General features: G+C 56.7%; 23 protein-coding genes and 1 pseudogene. 7 read left to right on the top strand and 17 right to left on the bottom strand.

Annotated features, from left to right (window positions below):
- Positions 1-190, top strand: a pseudogene (locus DM373_RS29315) (site-specific integrase); the annotation flags it as partial.
- Positions 191-251: 61 nt separating this feature from the next.
- Here the strand turns inward: DM373_RS29315 and DM373_RS23270 are convergent.
- Entirely contained in the window at positions 252-461 is a 210-nt protein-coding gene (locus tag DM373_RS23270) for a hypothetical protein (protein WP_110995821.1), read from the bottom strand.
- 17 nt (positions 462-478) lie between these two features.
- Complete coding sequence (locus DM373_RS23275; RefSeq protein ID WP_110995822.1) at positions 479-688, bottom strand: hypothetical protein; 210 nt, start codon at positions 686-688, stop codon at positions 479-481.
- Positions 689-989: 301 nt separating this feature from the next.
- Here DM373_RS23275 and DM373_RS29460 point away from each other — a divergent pair, with 301 nt between their 5' ends.
- From DM373_RS29460 to DM373_RS28840, 4 genes are all read left to right on the top strand, one after another.
- A complete protein-coding gene (locus tag DM373_RS29460) occupies positions 990-1,121 on the top strand; it encodes a hypothetical protein (RefSeq protein ID WP_279630492.1) in 132 nt (43 codons plus the stop codon).
- Positions 1,118-1,693: a hypothetical protein gene (locus DM373_RS23280; protein ID WP_110995823.1), complete on the top strand. Its 576-nt coding sequence runs from the start codon at positions 1,118-1,120 to the stop codon at positions 1,691-1,693. The genes DM373_RS29460 and DM373_RS23280 overlap by 4 nt, the downstream gene beginning before the upstream one ends.
- An 89-nt stretch (positions 1,694-1,782) precedes the next feature.
- Positions 1,783-2,286, top strand: coding sequence for a hypothetical protein (locus DM373_RS28835; protein WP_157966879.1), 504 nt, complete (start codon positions 1,783-1,785; stop codon positions 2,284-2,286).
- 110 nt (positions 2,287-2,396) lie between these two features.
- Positions 2,397-2,810, top strand: coding sequence for a DUF7713 domain-containing protein (locus DM373_RS28840; RefSeq protein WP_157966880.1), 414 nt, complete (start codon positions 2,397-2,399; stop codon positions 2,808-2,810).
- A 275-nt stretch (positions 2,811-3,085) separates the two neighbouring features.
- Here the strand turns inward: DM373_RS28840 and DM373_RS23285 are convergent, their stop codons facing one another.
- The 10 genes from DM373_RS23285 to DM373_RS23335 all read right to left on the bottom strand — a co-directional run bounded on the left by DM373_RS23285 (position 3,086) and on the right by DM373_RS23335 (position 8,553).
- Positions 3,086-3,361 (bottom strand): pyocin activator PrtN family protein, encoded by a 276-nt coding sequence (locus DM373_RS23285; protein WP_110995824.1) that lies wholly within the window; start codon positions 3,359-3,361, stop codon positions 3,086-3,088.
- Complete coding sequence (locus tag DM373_RS23295; protein WP_244215122.1) at positions 3,358-4,332, bottom strand: DHHA1 domain-containing protein; 975 nt, start codon at positions 4,330-4,332, stop codon at positions 3,358-3,360. The genes DM373_RS23285 and DM373_RS23295 overlap by 4 nt, the downstream gene beginning before the upstream one ends.
- 25 nt (positions 4,333-4,357) lie before the next feature.
- Positions 4,358-4,768, bottom strand: a complete 411-nt coding sequence (locus tag DM373_RS23300) for a hypothetical protein (RefSeq protein WP_110995825.1) — start codon at positions 4,766-4,768, stop codon at positions 4,358-4,360.
- A gap of 76 nt (positions 4,769-4,844) precedes the next feature.
- Positions 4,845-5,663 carry a DUF2303 family protein gene (locus DM373_RS23305; protein WP_110995826.1) on the bottom strand — a complete coding sequence of 273 codons (819 nt, stop codon included), beginning with the start codon at positions 5,661-5,663 and terminating at the stop codon, positions 4,845-4,847.
- 47 nt (positions 5,664-5,710) lie between these two features.
- Entirely contained in the window at positions 5,711-6,055 is a 345-nt protein-coding gene (locus DM373_RS23310) for a hypothetical protein (RefSeq protein ID WP_110995827.1), read from the bottom strand.
- Positions 6,056-6,091: 36 nt separating this feature from the next.
- Entirely contained in the window at positions 6,092-6,328 is a 237-nt protein-coding gene (locus tag DM373_RS23315) for a pyocin activator PrtN family protein (protein WP_208642828.1), read from the bottom strand.
- Positions 6,325-6,579, bottom strand: a complete 255-nt coding sequence (locus DM373_RS29000; protein WP_167409857.1) for a hypothetical protein — start codon at positions 6,577-6,579, stop codon at positions 6,325-6,327. Before DM373_RS29000 ends, DM373_RS23315 begins: the two co-directional genes overlap by 4 nt.
- Positions 6,576-6,860 carry a phage antirepressor KilAC domain-containing protein gene (locus tag DM373_RS23320; protein ID WP_110995829.1) on the bottom strand — a complete coding sequence of 95 codons (285 nt, stop codon included), beginning with the start codon at positions 6,858-6,860 and terminating at the stop codon, positions 6,576-6,578. The genes DM373_RS29000 and DM373_RS23320 overlap by 4 nt, the downstream gene beginning before the upstream one ends.
- A gap of 10 nt (positions 6,861-6,870) precedes the next feature.
- Entirely contained in the window at positions 6,871-7,437 is a 567-nt protein-coding gene (locus DM373_RS23325; protein ID WP_110995830.1) for a deoxynucleotide monophosphate kinase family protein, read from the bottom strand.
- 318 nt (positions 7,438-7,755) lie between these two features.
- On the bottom strand, positions 7,756-8,553 hold the full coding sequence (locus tag DM373_RS23335; RefSeq protein WP_110995832.1) for a LexA family transcriptional regulator: 798 nt from the start codon (positions 8,551-8,553) through the stop codon (positions 7,756-7,758).
- A gap of 489 nt (positions 8,554-9,042) precedes the next feature.
- On the opposite strand from DM373_RS23335, the gene DM373_RS23345 reads away from it, so the two are divergent.
- Complete coding sequence (locus DM373_RS23345) at positions 9,043-9,531, top strand: phage regulatory CII family protein (RefSeq protein ID WP_110995833.1); 489 nt, start codon at positions 9,043-9,045, stop codon at positions 9,529-9,531.
- Positions 9,524-9,949 (top strand): TraR/DksA C4-type zinc finger protein, encoded by a 426-nt coding sequence (locus tag DM373_RS23350; RefSeq protein WP_110995834.1) that lies wholly within the window; start codon positions 9,524-9,526, stop codon positions 9,947-9,949. Before DM373_RS23345 ends, DM373_RS23350 begins: the two co-directional genes overlap by 8 nt.
- On the opposite strand, the gene gpmI is transcribed toward DM373_RS23350, so the two are convergent.
- From gpmI to DM373_RS29005, 5 genes are all read right to left on the bottom strand, one after another.
- Positions 9,914-11,437: a 2,3-bisphosphoglycerate-independent phosphoglycerate mutase gene (gene gpmI, locus DM373_RS23355; RefSeq protein ID WP_057978689.1), complete on the bottom strand. Its 1,524-nt coding sequence runs from the start codon at positions 11,435-11,437 to the stop codon at positions 9,914-9,916. The two genes, DM373_RS23350 and gpmI, sit on opposite strands and share 36 nt — an antisense overlap.
- An 8-nt stretch (positions 11,438-11,445) precedes the next feature.
- Positions 11,446-13,071: an NADP-dependent glyceraldehyde-3-phosphate dehydrogenase gene (locus DM373_RS23360; protein ID WP_057978691.1), complete on the bottom strand. Its 1,626-nt coding sequence runs from the start codon at positions 13,069-13,071 to the stop codon at positions 11,446-11,448.
- Between the two features lie 78 nt (positions 13,072-13,149).
- The gene (gene tpiA, locus DM373_RS23365) at positions 13,150-13,947 is read right to left on the bottom strand and encodes a triose-phosphate isomerase (RefSeq protein ID WP_057978693.1); all 798 of its coding nucleotides are present in this window, start codon (positions 13,945-13,947) and stop codon (positions 13,150-13,152) included.
- Positions 13,948-13,950: 3 nt separating this feature from the next.
- Positions 13,951-15,252, bottom strand: coding sequence for a phosphopyruvate hydratase (gene eno, locus DM373_RS23370; RefSeq protein WP_060501487.1), 1,302 nt, complete (start codon positions 15,250-15,252; stop codon positions 13,951-13,953).
- Entirely contained in the window at positions 15,245-15,415 is a 171-nt protein-coding gene (locus tag DM373_RS29005) for a hypothetical protein (RefSeq protein WP_166729440.1), read from the bottom strand. The genes eno and DM373_RS29005 overlap by 8 nt, the downstream gene beginning before the upstream one ends.
- Positions 15,416-15,421: the final 6 nt, after the last annotated feature.

A 15,421-nucleotide genomic window follows, 5' to 3' on the forward strand; every position in this document is an offset into this window, starting at 1 on the left:
TGAGGGAGTGAGCCGGCTGTTCGAAATGAATTGGGATATCCCACGGGTGTCGAGTGTCTCCGGTCATCGTGACTGGAACTCGTTGCGGCGCTATACCCACCTGCGTGGACGGGACGATCGATACACAGAATGGAAGTGGTTAGAGCGGATTATCCGGGCTCCAGTTACCCTCGGTGCACGGGTTGAGTAGTCCGGCTGGATAATGCGCAGATCGACTAGGGGCTGGGCAACGTCCGATTAGCGACACCCTGTCAGTGGGTGGTGAAACCAGGTCCGCTGAGAGCCCGCAGCTGGTAGTCGGTGAGGGCTTGGAACAGCGACTCGGCCAGGCTCTTTAGACGCTCAATCTCTTCAGGCGGCGCACCCAAATCTTTTGCTTCGTGGTAGCGCTTCAAGGCCTCCATCGCATCAGAGAAGGCCTGGTGATCTGGAAGGAGAACTTTCGTCACATCTCGCTTCACGAGTCACTCCTCCGGCGTCAATGCAGGATGTGCGGTACTTCACCGCGGATGATGAGCTGATGTTCGGTCACCAATCGATATCGTAAATCCGCGACCGCCCTTAAGAGTTCGATCTCTTCAGGCCGCGCACCATTTGCCTCAGCTTGCCGCAGGCGGTGCTGTGCATCGATCGCTTTCTGGATCAGCTCCTCGCCAGCTTCTGCCAGTCCCTCGATGGATCGTTTCATGCGATAACCAGGTAGTTTGACCAAAGCAGTATAGAAGGCCCAGTGCCGGCGAAGATATCCACCAAGGTCTGTGACGGCTGCAATCGACCCAAAGCCGCCCCTGGCAGAGGGCAGCCAACGGCCAGAACCGGCCCCTTGGGGGAAGTGGCTAGTGTCTCGTTACGAACAGCAGTTACAAGCCGAAACAGGCCATGGACACGCTGCCAGCAACTTTGTAATCTCCGTAAATGCCCATGTCGCTTTTATCCCCGCCTCATGTTGCGTTTCCATCGCAGCTAATGCGCGACTGAACGAGTTATCCATGGACAAGGAACGTTATGCGATACAAGTGGTGAAAACAGTGCCCCCGCGTGTGTCGTCTAGCTTCGCTCACGCAGCACCGTCTGAAATCGGCCCTTTGATCAAACTTTATGTAAAAGTGAGGGATGCATGATATTTACCAATATTGAAATTTTTGAAGAGCGAATGGACGCCCTTGACACCTTCGTTGCATTTTTCACTGTCCAGTATCACAATTGCGCTATCGAAACTGCGTACTCTAAAAGCCAAAAGAAATTTCTATTTGCTTTTGTAGATCACAATATAGGCTTTACTTGCTCGTTGAGCGGAAATTATGCGAATGGTTTTATAAACCACCCGGAAGCCGTAGAGCAACTAATGAACTGTCGTAACCATGATCGCTACGATCCTATCCATTTCTATGAATTTCTAAATAACTTGCTTCCAACTGCTCGCTTTGCTGAAGCCACCAATCATCAGTATGTGCGCACTGTAGGTAAGGCAGTTTCCGACTTTGAGGACAGAATTTATTTCAATCATTGGCGTAACTCTAATATATCTGAGCGTCAACAGGCAAAAACCATTGAGCTTATGGGGAATGAAGTTGTTAAATTCTGCAAGGAAAATCATTTAACTCCTATTTTCTGGGCTTACCCTACAGAGCGAACACTGGCGGCATTTGCTGACTTCAAACTCGACTACAGTAATCATGGGCTTCAGCAGTGAGGCACATAACAACTGGCTCAAACCGTTCGCCTCGCTCACTGGGATTGGCTAAAGCGCCTCCCTCAGCCAAACGTTGTTTACATAGAGCTATGACCGAGCCAGACACAGGTGAAGTAGTCACCGAGGCGATAAGGTTCAGACTCGCACTGGAGCTTTGTAAAAAAGAAAGCATTCCACTAGTCACTGAAGATTTTCCGGTCATGAATTGCAAGCTATCCTCCTTGTTATTCACTTACCACGCACTTAAAAAATGGCCTTCAATAGTTATTCGTGGAGTGGGTGGAACTGCCGCCGATCATAACGGAAATGGCACAATATCCCACTACTGGCTGGAGTATCGAGAAACAGCAATAGATATAACGGCAGATCAATATAACATTATCGAAGATAAATATCTCAATGCAGAAATAATCAATTGTAGGCCCTTTGAGCCAGTTTCCACCGGGCACATCGGCAGCATGCTAAATTACAAGATTTTTAAATTATCCTATCGAGATACTTATGTTTATGGCATGCCAGAGCTAGCTGAGGATTTTGTTCAAAATCTTCAGGCTAGCTATGAGGCACTGGAGAGTCTTGTGTTGTGCGCATAAAATGCGTTCAACTGTTGCTACCTCCGTTCGCTGGCCGGCAAAAAGCTGCCCCTTTGGCCAGTCGTTGCCTTAGTCGTTAGGTGTCAAATTAATCATCCGAGCCACGCAAAATGACGAAAGATATACAGTGGGAAGAGTTCATTGCGCAGCACTGCAAGCCTCTGGAAATCGCAGACTTCACCGGTGCTGTCCGAACTTTCAATCTGAGCGGCTATAAAACAATTTGTTATACAATTACCGCCAAGGAGTCAGAAAATCCTGATGGAAATTATGAGTTCTCATCATTCTCCTACACTTCACCCCACGAGGCTTTCATAAAGCTAGTAGAGAAAATTCGTGCCGCTCTGGCCACGCGGAACCTTAACCCGAATAATTTCCCTCACTTGCTCACTAACAAATGCGAAGGTCGCGTCGCTAATGGCGGAGTTGTTATTGATGGGAAATTCATCTCTTGGGCGAGGTTTACAGAAATTATGCAATCTCATGAAGGGTGGGAGTTCGCACTCAGATTTGGAGACACTTAACAATTGGTCCAAATCATTCGCTTCGCTCACTCTGGACCGGCTTAATCCCTCCCTTAACCAGACGTTAGAGCTGTTTGGGATTATAGCTGTGGTGCGTGAACGGCAATTCTGGCCAATTTCTGCCCTTCGCGAAGGAAAGCTTCGGGTCGATAGCCGACGGTCGGAGCCGGCCATCGAGAACAGGTGGTCGAGTTGAATGCAACTGGCCGGTGCCAATGCAAGTAGATGGTCAGTGCGGGCGACAGACACGGACTAAGTGAGGTGCAATCTTTCAGCTAACCTGTCCGAAGCGTCTTGTTCAACTGCGCGCACTCTTTGCGCGCAGCGTCCCGCTGCTGATCAAGATAGAGTGCGAGATCGGCAATATGGATGCCTCGGGCGCTCTTCTGGCTCGGCTCAAGTCGAGTGATGGGCAGCTTGATCTCACCGGCCAGTACCTTGCGTTGGAACACGAGCGGCGTGAGGTGCGTGAAGTAATCGGCGCACACCTGCTCGAGCGAGATAATAGCCAGTCCGTTGTATTGCGCCATCAACACAAAAGCTGTGTTCATGAATGTTTTTCCTTCTGCGGCAGGGTATGGCTGAGGCCCTCGCGAACGTGGCCGCGTGCGAGTTCGATCAGTTCGTCGGCGGAAACAGGCTCCACGTGCTGCTCGCCATTCTGCGTGGCTTCCAGGCGAGTGCGGTACAGCCCGGCCTGGCCGAGCCAAGCGACTGCGCAGGTCTCTGCGTCCAACGCTGAGGCTTCATTGGCAGCAGCGCCTCGTACCAGTTCATGGTCGAGCGACACCCTGAAGCCCGCCGCATTGCGGTGTCCGCCACCGCCGTACTGCTTGGCGATCTCCGACACATCAAGGCCTTCATCATTGCTTCGAAGGCTGAACACCCTGCCGGCAGGGGTATCCCAGTAGCAGGCCGCGAACGGTTCACCCTGCGACATCAGGTGACCCGCATCGCTGGTGAGCGTGTAGGGAAGACTGGCGGCCGGCACATCGTGGCCGCCGATTACCATGCGGCGCTTCATCACGGCGACCAGTTCGGCAATGTCCTTGTGGTGCTTACGCTCGATCGCAGCGCCGTCCGAGCGCAGGGTTCCCGCATCGGCGGCCATGAGCTTGTCCCAAACTTCGAAGTCGTAGGGGTAGCTGAACAGATTGGCCTGGATCTCTCGGGTGCCGTCCAGTTGGAACAGCCAGAGGTCACGATCCTCGATGTGGCGTAGCAGCATTGGCGGCTCTTGCCCAGGGAAAAAGTGGTCCCAAGCGAGCATGGCGCCGCTGCGGTGCATGTCGAAGCAGCAGGCGATTGCTGGGGCGCCCTGCGAAAGCATCAGTTCGTGGGCGCTTTCCCATCCCAGCGATACCGAGTTGTCGGGATAGCGGCCATCGACCCTAACTCCGGCATGAAATGGCAGGAGCGGTTTGAGGTCTTCAGCTGCAGATTTGTGGTGGTCCAGGATGATAATGCTGTGCGCCTTCCAGCTCATCTTCACAAGCACGTCGTACTTGTAGCTGAAGTCCACGATGATAACGTCCTTGCCTTCAACGTCAGGCGGCTCCTGCCCGGGCTGCTTGGGGGCCAGATTTCAACGCGGTGAGGGTGCGGTTGGTGAGGCGAAGGGATTCCGCAGCGGCAAGCAGTTGGTCGTAGTCCTTTCTGGTCACAGCCAGTCCGGTGTAGGACATGATTCGCGCTTCCAGGTCTGCGATGTTGGCTGCGCGGGCGTCCAGTTGCCGTGCGCAGTTCTGCTGAGTTTCAGCAAGCTCTGTGCGCAACGCTTCCTGGTCTCGCTTCGCGTCCTGCAGCTGCAGTTTCAGCGTGTGCTGGTGAGCCAGCTTGCCGTCTGCAAAGCCCTGTTCGTGGGCGCGATTGCGCGCCTTTGCGAGCAGGAAAGGCATGGCGATGAGGGTAAGCAGCCAGAGGATGCCGGCGGCGAGTGCGTAGTGGTGGGGTTGCATGGGCTGTGTCCTCGTAGAGCCCGCCGCCGGGAATTGTGTGAGAGTCCGACGGCGGGGTCATGTTGTTGGGTTGTGGCTACTTGCCTTGCTGGAAGGTGCCTATGGTGAGGTTCACCAGACTGCCGATTTCCTGCTGCAGTACCTGCTTGAACTCATCCGCGAAGGCCTCGCGCTGTGCCTCCTCGCCGACCCAGCGCAGCTTCAGTAGTGGCTGGTCGCGGCCAGTAATCACCGAAACACGCAGGGTGATGTCGGCAGGCTGCAGGGCGTCGAAGGGTGGTGAAGTGAAGATGAAGGTAGTGGGCAGGGTCTCCAGGCTGCGTGCTTCGATAGCATCCATCGCGCTGCGGCTGGCGGCCAGATCGCCTACCACGCTGTCCTGCTGGCTTGTGGCCTTGATGCTCATGCGGCGTACGGCGTTGATCGCGGCCGGCATTTCCAGTTTCTCGTCATTGGCGCTGGCCAGCAGGTGCGGCATCCAATCCTCGAGGAACTCTGCCAGTTGTTGCTGGGAGAGAGCCTGGCCAGCCACTGCCTGCAGTGCCGAATAGGCTGCGGTTGGCTTGAGGGTGAGGGTGGCGGTATCGTCCCCGTGGCCCGGCTGGGTCGCGTCGCCGAGGTTGAACAACACGGTGGCGCTCATGCGGTCCTGGTCTACGAAGCCGGCAGGATGCTGGTCCTCAGTCGTGTGGTTCGCGACGTAGGTACTGAAGTCGTCCAGGGAGTGAGTGAGTAAGGAGGCGCGGAAACGATCGCGGCCGATCTGGTATTGCTCCAGGCTGTGCGGGCGGCAGCCATCGGGCACGAGGGCAACAGTGTGGCCGCCGCTGGTGTCCAGCATTTGGGTAGAACTTGCGCGGATGGTTTGGATGAACAGTTGCAGTGCTTCTTTCATTCTTCATTACCTTGTGGTGTGAGAGTTGAAGGGTGTTGCGGGTTGGGTCAGGTGCGGGCATGCACCGGGGTGTCTTCCGGCTTGAACAGCTGATCTGTCGGGTTGGTCAGGAACAGCTGCAGGCCGTCCGGCGTAACGTAGAGTGGGGTGTCGAGGGTGGTGTCCTCACGACGTTTGCCCCGCTTGGTCGGCTCGACATAGTCCAGGGTGTGGGTAACGGCTACCTGGTGGCTCTGCGCGATCTGCTTGACCTTGAAGGTCAGGGTTACCTGGCCTTGTTTTCCGTAGGTCACGCAGCCAGCTGCGACAGCCGACAAGGCGGCTCCTACCTGCTGGGCGAACACCCCGGCGTTGAGTGAGTGCAGGAACTCGGCGGTATCAGTTGCTTTCATGTGCTGTGCCTCTTGGGGATGGGCGATATGCCCAGGTTAAGCCGCTGCCTCAGCGCGAGCGTCGAGGTAAGTGGCCAGATCCGTCAGGCGCACATACAGCGGCGCCAGGCGGGAATCGGTGTGCTTGAAGGTCGGGAGGGCGACCTCCTTGGCTTTGATCAGCGCGCGGAGGCGCTTCTCCGTTCTGATATGTGGGAAGTAGTGCTCTCGCACATCGTTAAGAGGGAGGCTGTTGGCCTTCCACCGTTGCTGCAGTAGTTCCAGGGTCGTCACGCCCGAGCCTCCCCGCACCCCGCTGGCAGCCGGAGCTGGAGTTGCGCAACAAGACTGTCGACAGTCTTTCCTTTGTCCCATGCGGCGACATCGCCGGCTTCGTCTGTGATCACTGCGCCGAAGGGGCGCGCCAGATCATTGGTGAGGGTGACATGTGGCAGCCAGCCCAGAGGGGTGATCGCCAGAAGGGCGGTGTAGAGCGCTACCAACTGCATGGCATTGGTGATTGAATCTGGCGTGGCCTTGTTCATGCGGCAGTGTCCTTTTGTGGTACTTCCTTGATCGCGATACACATCTGTTTCGCCAGCCAGTCAACGCCTGACTCGGTAACCATCAACACGACGTAGTGCTTGCGGCGGCCAGAGTGCTTGAGCTCCGTCACACGAGGCTCCATGAACAGCTTGCCCCCTCCGACGTGTTTGGCGGCCAGGGTGCCGTCCTTGTTGAGGTGACCTTGCTCGCGCAGCCAGGTACGCAATGCGCTCTCGCGGATGCCCAGTACCTGAGCAGCCTGGTTCAGGGTGCGGTTCATGGTTGTGGTCTCAGGCGGCGCGTTCGCGGCGAATGAAGTTCGAGGCTGCGCGGTCCAGTTGGCTGTATAGCTCTTCCAGTGTGCCGTCGTTTTCGATCACGTAATCGCCGGCGTTGTGACGTACCCCGCTTTCGCTGACATGCCCATTCGCCGGGCGGATGCCACGGCGGCTGATGTGAAAGATCACGCCGCCTTTGTTGCGTACCCAGTCCGCTTCGTTTTCGAAGCGAACATCGCGAATCACCACGCCATTCATGGATTGATCATGCTCGGCGAGTAATTGCAGTTTCTGCTCGGCGAGCAGCAGCCAAAGCTGTGGGTGGACGAGATCGCGCCCCCATTCGGTGCCGAGCAGTTGCATCAGCTCGCGCGGTGATTTCCCTAGCCAGGTCAGGGGCAGTTCTTTCGCCGGCCCTTCCAGTTGGGTGTCGGCGAGATTGAACATGCTGGCCAGGGCCTGCTTGAGCGGGTCCGCAAAGGCGTAGCTGATGAGGGTGTGGTGCGCCTCAAGGTACTGGGCGGCGGTATCTTTGCCCACGCGAGCGTGGCCGGCGAGGCCGATCAGGATCTGGCTCATGCGACGTCACCTCCGAGTAGGGAGTCGTGCTCGTCGATGATCAGGAATCGGCGTAAGTGGGGGCCTGGCGAAAATGGATCCGTCTTGCCGGTGGCGAAGTAGAGCTGAGGCTTGCCTCCGTTGATCACCAAAAGTTGGCCGGTTGCCTGCTGTACGGCGCGTACGGCGTCAGGATTGGTGGTGCACGCTGGGTGCGGGAGCACCTGGCAGCGGGAGGCGTGCTGTGTCGTTTGCATGTCGCGTACTCCGAGTGTGAGAGTGGGTACGCGATAAATATGTACTAGGGGTTCACATTGGTCAAGAACCTAAAGTACATATTTAGAACATGCTGCGAGGGGGCTTGGCGTCTATGACTCTGCCGATGAGGCGGATGTTGTCGTCGATCACGATAGTCTTGAAGGCGGGATTGAAGGGCTTGAGGTACTCGATGCCGGCGTCGCGGACATACTGCTTGAACGTGGTTTCTCCGGTGTCCATGAGTTTGGCAATGTAGAGCTTGCCGCTGATAACATCAAAGCCTTCAGGGCGAACCAGTATGCGAAAGCCTGGGTAGAAGGAGGGGCCCTCCGGGGCGACCATGGAGGTGCCATTGACCTCCAGCCAGTAGCCATGAGGCCCCGCATTCTCTTGTGATTCCAGGAGTTCTGAACCGTCGCCTAGGGTGTAGAGGTCTGGCGCCTCGGCCCAGCTGCCTGCTGCAACCCAACTGATCAATGGGTAACTCCTTGTTATCCGGTGCGCCTCCGGGGTGTCTCGAACGTTCGCTTGTTCGTTTGCGACAGGCCTATATGCATAGTGCTTGAGGGCGTATGGAGCCTGAATGGTGTGTATCGGTAAGCCTTTGCCGTGCGCAAGCCACTCGACGGGCACCTCCAAGGCATCGGCAATCTGCTGCATTGACTCCCTGGCGGGCATGCTTTCGCCATTGAGCCATTTACTGGCGGCTTTAGCCGTTTTGCCGGTTATAGACGCCAGGCGCGCGCCTAGGCCCCACTCAGGAATCCCAGCCTCGTTGGCGGCATTCTTAAGGCGGATTACGAAAGCAGTGCGTAAATCTTTTATCTGAACCATGTGTTCACTATCGCACAGGCTTGCGTGTACTTTCAGTTCCGACATAATATGTACTTCAGGTTCACTATTCGGGTATGCGAAATGAGCACCTTGAAAGATGCAATCGCCGCTGCAGGTGGGGCTGTGAAGGTTTCTTGCCTCTGTGGTGTAAGCCCGCGCGCGGTCTACAAGTGGATCGCGGCTGACTCTGTACCGAGGACTGAGTACACGGGTGAAACGAACTACTTGGGCTTAATCGCTGCGGAAGCTAAGGCGCGCGGTCAATCGTTCGACTTGGACTCACTCAAGCAGGCGCTCGCAGAGCGCCGTCATGCTGGGTCCTGAGGGCATTTGCCTAATTGATTTAAGGGTACCGGCCCCAGAAGGGGCCGGTGGGTGCCTCTCTGGACTCTCACCTCCAGATGGGCGGGGTGCCGAGCAAGGACTCTCACCTCCTTGGTTCGGCATACGACGACACAGCACTGCATCGGTCGTGGTCATAGAGTAGGGCTTGCCCTGCACGATGGCTACACCGTAAAGGAGTCTTTTACGGTTATGAGTCGCACAGACCTTTTGCCGGACGCTGGTCCGGTACTCAACATCCGTCAGGCGCTCTATCGCGCGGGGCGTGACTATCGTGGCGGGCTAACCTGCCTCGCACTCGATCTGGGCATGGATCTGGATGCCTTGCAGAAAAAGCTGAAGTTCAACTTCGAGGCTCGTTGGCCAACGCCGGATGAGCTGGAGGAGATCATCGGTGCCACCCAAGATCATCGTCTGTTGGATGCTTTGCTGCGCCCGGCCGGGGCGGTGTGGTTCAGGCCGCAACCAGTTGCTGCTACCCCCGATGCGCTGAAAGCGGTCGGTGAGCTGCTGCAGAAGGAGGGCGCCTTTGTCGGTAGCCTGCACAGTGGCGTTGCTGACAGCGTATGGCAGCCTCATGAGGTGGCCTTGCTCGAGCACCACGGTAACGAGGTGATCCGTGCCGTGCTCGGCATCATGGCCGGCGCACGCGCCTCGATGGAGGACCGCCAAGATGGATGAGATCCAGTTCGAGATGGCGCAGCGTATGCAGGAAACACAGCTTCAGCAGGCCATCGACAACCGCGTGCAGTACCAGGGCGAAAGTGCCGTGGCCTGCGATTCCTGTGATGTGGAAATTCCTCAGGCCCGGCGCTTGGCAGTGCCGGGTTGCCGGGTGTGTAGAGGACTTTCACCTCCAAGTCACCCGCTTTGGCCACCACAACCAAGCGGGTTGCGCTACGCGCAACGCGCCATGCCTGGCGCACCCAAAAAAAGGCATCACCAAAAATTGGCGATGCCCGCATGCTCAAATGAGCGAGTCGTGATAAGCCGCATTACCTCAACGATAGGAGACCAATCAAATCGTCTGTACGGCGATGCACTGATGGCACCTGTAAGCCAATCAGACGGTAAGAAGCGACTTGCCATCCATCTCTGACGGAATAGGCAAACTCAGCATCTGCAACAAAGTTGGAGCGATATCGCACAGCCGGCCGTTTTTCAGTCCCAAACGATCAGGCTGCTCACTGACCAGAATCAGGGGAACAGGATTCAAGGTGTGAGCCGTGTGTGCCTGACCAGACTTGACGTCGAGCATTTGTTCGACGTTGCCGTGGTCGGCAGTAATCAGACATTCGCCTCCTGCTGCGAGCGTCGCTTCGACCACTCGGCGCAGACAGTCATCCAGTACTTCTACGGCCTTTACTGCGGCGTCAAAAGAGCCGGTGTGGCCCACCATGTCACCATTGGCGTAGTTGCAAACGATAAGGTCGAATGTGCCGCCGGCGATGGCGTTGACCAGATGATCCGTCAGCAGCGGTGCACTCATCTCAGGCTGGAGATCGTAGGAAGCCACATCAGGCGAAGGAATCAGGATTCGCTCTTCACCGGCAAAAGGCTGCTCTCGGCCACCGTTGAAGAAGAACGTGACGTGGGCATACTTCTCGGTTTCGGCAATACGTAATTGCTTCTTCCCAAGATTCGCCAGGTGTTCGCCCAAGCTGTTGCTGATCGCCTCTGGAGCGAACGCACAGGGGCAGTCCAGCTCTTCGGAATACCGGGTCAACGTCAGCAGTCGATCCTTGGGCAACACAAAAGGCCGCTCAAACGCGTCGAAGTCAGGTTTGATCAATGCCTGGGTCAATTCTCGCGCCCGATCGGGGCGGAAGTTCATGAAGATCATCGCGTCATCAGGGCCGACACTGACAGGTTGCCCAATCGTTGTCGGCTTGACGAACTCGTCCGACTCCCCGCGCTCGTAAGCTGCTGACAAAGCCTCAGAAGCGGTTGCCGCTTGATGTTCAGCATCCCCTGAAACAATCAGGCGGTACGCCGATTCAATCCGAGGCCAGCGGTTATCGCGGTCCATTGCATAGTAACGACCGACCAACGAGACGATCCGTCCAGCGCCCAGGCGAGCGAACTCAATCTCCAAGGCATCAAGCGATGCCTGCGCACTCTTGGGCGGAGTATCCCGACCATCCAGGAAGCCATGCACATAGATTTTTTCGACACCCTGCTCAACCAGGCAACCGCATGCCGCGACAATCTGATCGATGTGGCCATGAACACCGCCAGGAGAAAGCAGACCCATGACGTGCACAGCACCCTCGCGCGTCTTTATTCCCTGGATCAATTCCAGCAACGCGGGGTTGCGGGAGAACTCGCCATCGGCGAGCGCTTTATCAACCCGGGTCAGGCTTTGATAAACCACTCGGCCCGCTCCCAGGTTCATATGCCCAACTTCGGAGTTCCCCATCTGGCCTTGAGGAAGCCCAACCGCCAAACCTGATGTTTCGATTTGGCTGTTCGCAAAACGCGCAAGCAACGCATCGAATGTAGGTGTCCTGGCCGCTGCAAAAGCGTTCGACTCAGTCGCCTGACGAATGCCGACACCGTCGAGAATAATCAAAGAGCGCGTAGTCATCGTGCCCCCTAAAAGATGTAGTCGGTGGTCAAGAAGCTCGACTCACGATGACGGATGATGTCGCTGACCAGATCCTTGTTGCTCTCCTGGAACTTGGTGGCGACCAGTGTCCGGATGGAAAACACCCGCAACGCGTCATCGACCGAGAGCGTGCCTTCGGCAGAGTTTTTGCGGCCGTTGAAGGGAAAGCTGTCCGGACCACGCTGGCATTGCGCGTTGATGTTGATGCGCCCTACCTGGTTGGCGAACGCATCGACCAGACGCCCCACTTCTGCGGAGTTCGTGCCGAAAATGCTCAGTTGTTGGCCGAAATCGGAGTCGAGGACGTAGTTGATGACTGTTTCCAGATCGCGGTAAACCACCACTGGTACGACGGGTCCGAATTGCTCTTCGTGGTACACCCGCATTTCGCTAGTCACCGGGTACAGCAACGCCGGGTAGAAGAAGGTTTCGCAGACTTCCCCGCCTCCGGCATTGACCACTTGGGCGCCTTTGCTGACAGCATCGGCCACAAGTCCGGTAAGGAAATCAGTCTTGCCAGGCTCCGGCAGCGGAGTTAAGGCCACTCCCGCTTCCCAAGGCATGCCCGGTTTCAGCTGGGCAAGCTTCGACTGAAACTTATCCAGAAAGGCGTCAACTACGTTTTCATGAACAAAGAGAATTTTCAGCGCCGTGCAACGTTGCCCATTAAACGACAGAGAACCGGTCACGGCCTCTGAAACGGCGTTATCCAGATCAACATCAGGCAGGACGATGCCGGGATTCTTGGCATCCAGACCGAGGGCTGCACGCAGGCGATGTGGCTTGGGGTGCAGCTTTTTCAGATCACTGGCCGCCTTGTTGGTGCCGATGAATGCGAAGACATCGATCTTGCCACTGGCCATCAAAGCGCTGACGGTTTCCCGGCCGCTGCCGTAGATGATGTTGATAACCCCTGCCGGGAAGCTGTCGCGGAACGCTTCCAGCAATGGCCTGATCAGCAACACACCGAACTTGGCGGGTTTGAACACCACGGTGTTGCCCATGATCAACGCCGGGATCAACGTGGTGAACGTCTCGTTTAGCGGGTAGTTGTAAGGCCCCATGCACAGGGTCACGCCCAGAGGCACGCGGCGGATTTGTCCCAGCGTGTCCTGCTCCAGCTCGAAACGGCTGGAACGACGATCCAGTTCCTTGAGGGCATTGATGGTGTCGACAATGTAGTCGCAGGTGCGATCGAACTCTTTCTCTGAGTCCTTGAGGTTCTTGCCGATCTCCCACATCAACAACTTCACCACGGCTTCCCGTTGTTCGCGCATACGCTTGAGGAAAACCTCGACGTGGCGAATACGTTCGACCACACGCAGGGTGGGCCAGGTGCCCTGACCACGGTCATAGGCCTGCACCGCCGCATCCAATGCCGTCATCGCGGTTTGCGCATCCAGTAGCGGAGTACTGCCCAGAATCACGGCCTCGTGTCCCGATTCTTTTTTCAGGCACACAGGGCTACGGACCGGCGCTAATGGGCCGTCCCACAACCGCAGTTCCCCATTGACCAGATACTCTCGCTGCTCAATGGCCGGTCCTGGACGGAAAGCCGCAGGGATTTCGTCAGCGCTTGGGAACAGTGCTTCAAGTCGATTATTCAAAGTCATTTTTCATCCCTCTGTGCAGGTGCTCGCGCGGCCCGAAAGAAACGATCGGACACGCAGCGCCTGCACATTCAAAAGAATTCAGATCGCGATAGAGTCGGTGATCGGCCCGGTTTGAGCCGCCCAGCAAATGGCAGCGAAAGACATCGCATCCAGAGACGCTCCGCCGATCAAGCCGCCATCGATATCGGGTTGATTGAACAATTGTTCTGCGTTGTCGGCCTTCACACTGCCACCGTACAAAATCCGGCAATCGGCGGCCGCTGCGCGATCTTGGTCAGCCAAATATTGGCGGATGTGTCGATGCACCGCTTGCGCCTGCTCGGGCGTCGCCGTTTCGCCAGTACCAATGGCCCAGACCGGCTCGTAGGCAATCACGCCTTTAACCAGATCCTGAATGCCAACAGCCTTCAGTACCGCATTCAGCTGATTGGTGACGACCACTTCCGTTTCGCCGCTCTGACGCTGAGCGAGTGTTTCGCCCACACACAACACCGGAATGAGCCCGGCACGCAGCGCCGTAGCAAATTTCTTTGCCACGAGATCATCGTCCTCGGCATAAAGTGCACGGCGCTCCGAATGCCCGACCAACACAAAGCGACAGCCGATATCGTGGAGCATCGAAGCGCTGACCTCACCGGTATGAGCGCCTGAGAGCTGGGCGCTGAGATTCTGCGCACCCAGTGCAACATCTGAATCATCAAGCAAATCGGCTACGGTCGTCAGGTAGGGATACGGCGGGCAAAGCGCAACTTCAACGCTTTCAAAGCGTGAAATCACCGGCAGCAAACTAAGCAGCAACGACGCGTTTTCAGCACTGCTGCCATTCATTTTCCAGTTGCCGATCACCAGTTGTTTTTTGTTCGAAGAGGTCTGCATGATTCAGGCTTTCCTGTTCACAAGCGCGGCCGTGTTGTAAGGCGCCCGCTCCTGCAAGGCCTCTTCGATGCGCAACAAGCGGTTGTATTTACCGACGCGATCCGACCGGCTGAGGGAGCCTGTCTTGATCTGTCCCGCGCAAGTGGCGACGGCGAGGTCGGCGATGGTGGTGTCCTCGGTCTCACCCGAACGATGGGAGATGACGGCGGTGTAACCGGCATCTTGCGCCATGCGAATGGCGTCCAGCGTTTCGCTGAGCGTGCCGATCTGGTTGAACTTGATCAGGATCGAATTACCGATCCCTTTCTGAATGCCCTCACGCAGTATCTTGGTGTTGGTCACGAACAAGTCGTCACCCACCAATTGCACGTGACCCAGCTTTTGGGTCAGGCCTGCCCAGCCGTCCCAGTCACTTTCGTCCATCCCGTCTTCAATGGAGATAATCGGGTACTTGTCGCACAGCATCGCCAGGTAATCGGCAAAGCCTGCCGAATTGAACGACTGGCCTTCACCGGCGAGCACATATTGACCGCCCTCGTAGAACTCGGATGCCGCGCAATCGAGTGCCAGGGTAATGTCCTTGCCCAGCTCATAACCCGCTCGACTCACCGCTTCCTTGATAACAACCAGTGCTTCTTCGTTGGAGGCCAGCGAAGGCGCGAACCCACCCTCATCCCCCACCGCCGTGCTCAAGCCACGCTCCGACAAAACCTTCTTCAAGGAATGGAACACCTCGGCGCCCATGCGCAGGCCTTCACGGAACGACGATGCGCCGACGGGCTGGATCATGAATTCCTGGATGTCGATGTTGTTATCGGCATGCTCACCCCCGTTGATGATGTTCATCATGGGAACCGGCATGCTGAACTGGCCAGGCGAGCCGTACAGCGCCGCCAAGTGTTCATACAAAGGAATGTTCTGAACCTTGGCCGCCGCTTTGGCGGTCGCCAGTGACACGGCGAGAATCGCATTGGCCCCCAGGATGCTCTTACTCTCGGTGCCATCCAGCGCAATCATGACGTTGTCGATTTCGCGCTGGTTCAAAGCATCCAGTCCGATCAGGCACTCGCGGATCGGGTTGTTCACGTTCTCGACCGCTCGCATAACGCCTTTGCCCATGTAGCGCGCTGCGTTGTCCCGCAATTCAAGCGCTTCGCGTGACCCCGTCGAAGCACCAGAGGGCACGCTGGCGGTAGCACTGACGCCATTGGCGAGTGTCACCACGGCTTCAACCGTCGGGTTGCCTCGCGAGTCGAGGATTTCCCGAGCGCTGATGTGTTGAATCTGGCTGGTCTTGTTAAGCATGGTTTTCCCCCTTCGGATGGTTCGGAGCTTGCGTGCCGTCGCTCGGCGACTTCAGTAATTCCTGCTGCTCCGCGTACTGCTCACGAAAATCGAAATCTCTTGGCCACGATTCACGATCATGGTTATTCGTTGCGTCGTGATCTGCTGAATGGGTCTTACTCATCAGTCC

The organism is Pseudomonas sichuanensis, assembly GCF_003231305.1.
In the GTDB taxonomy this organism is placed as follows: domain Bacteria; phylum Pseudomonadota; class Gammaproteobacteria; order Pseudomonadales; family Pseudomonadaceae; genus Aquipseudomonas; species Aquipseudomonas sichuanensis.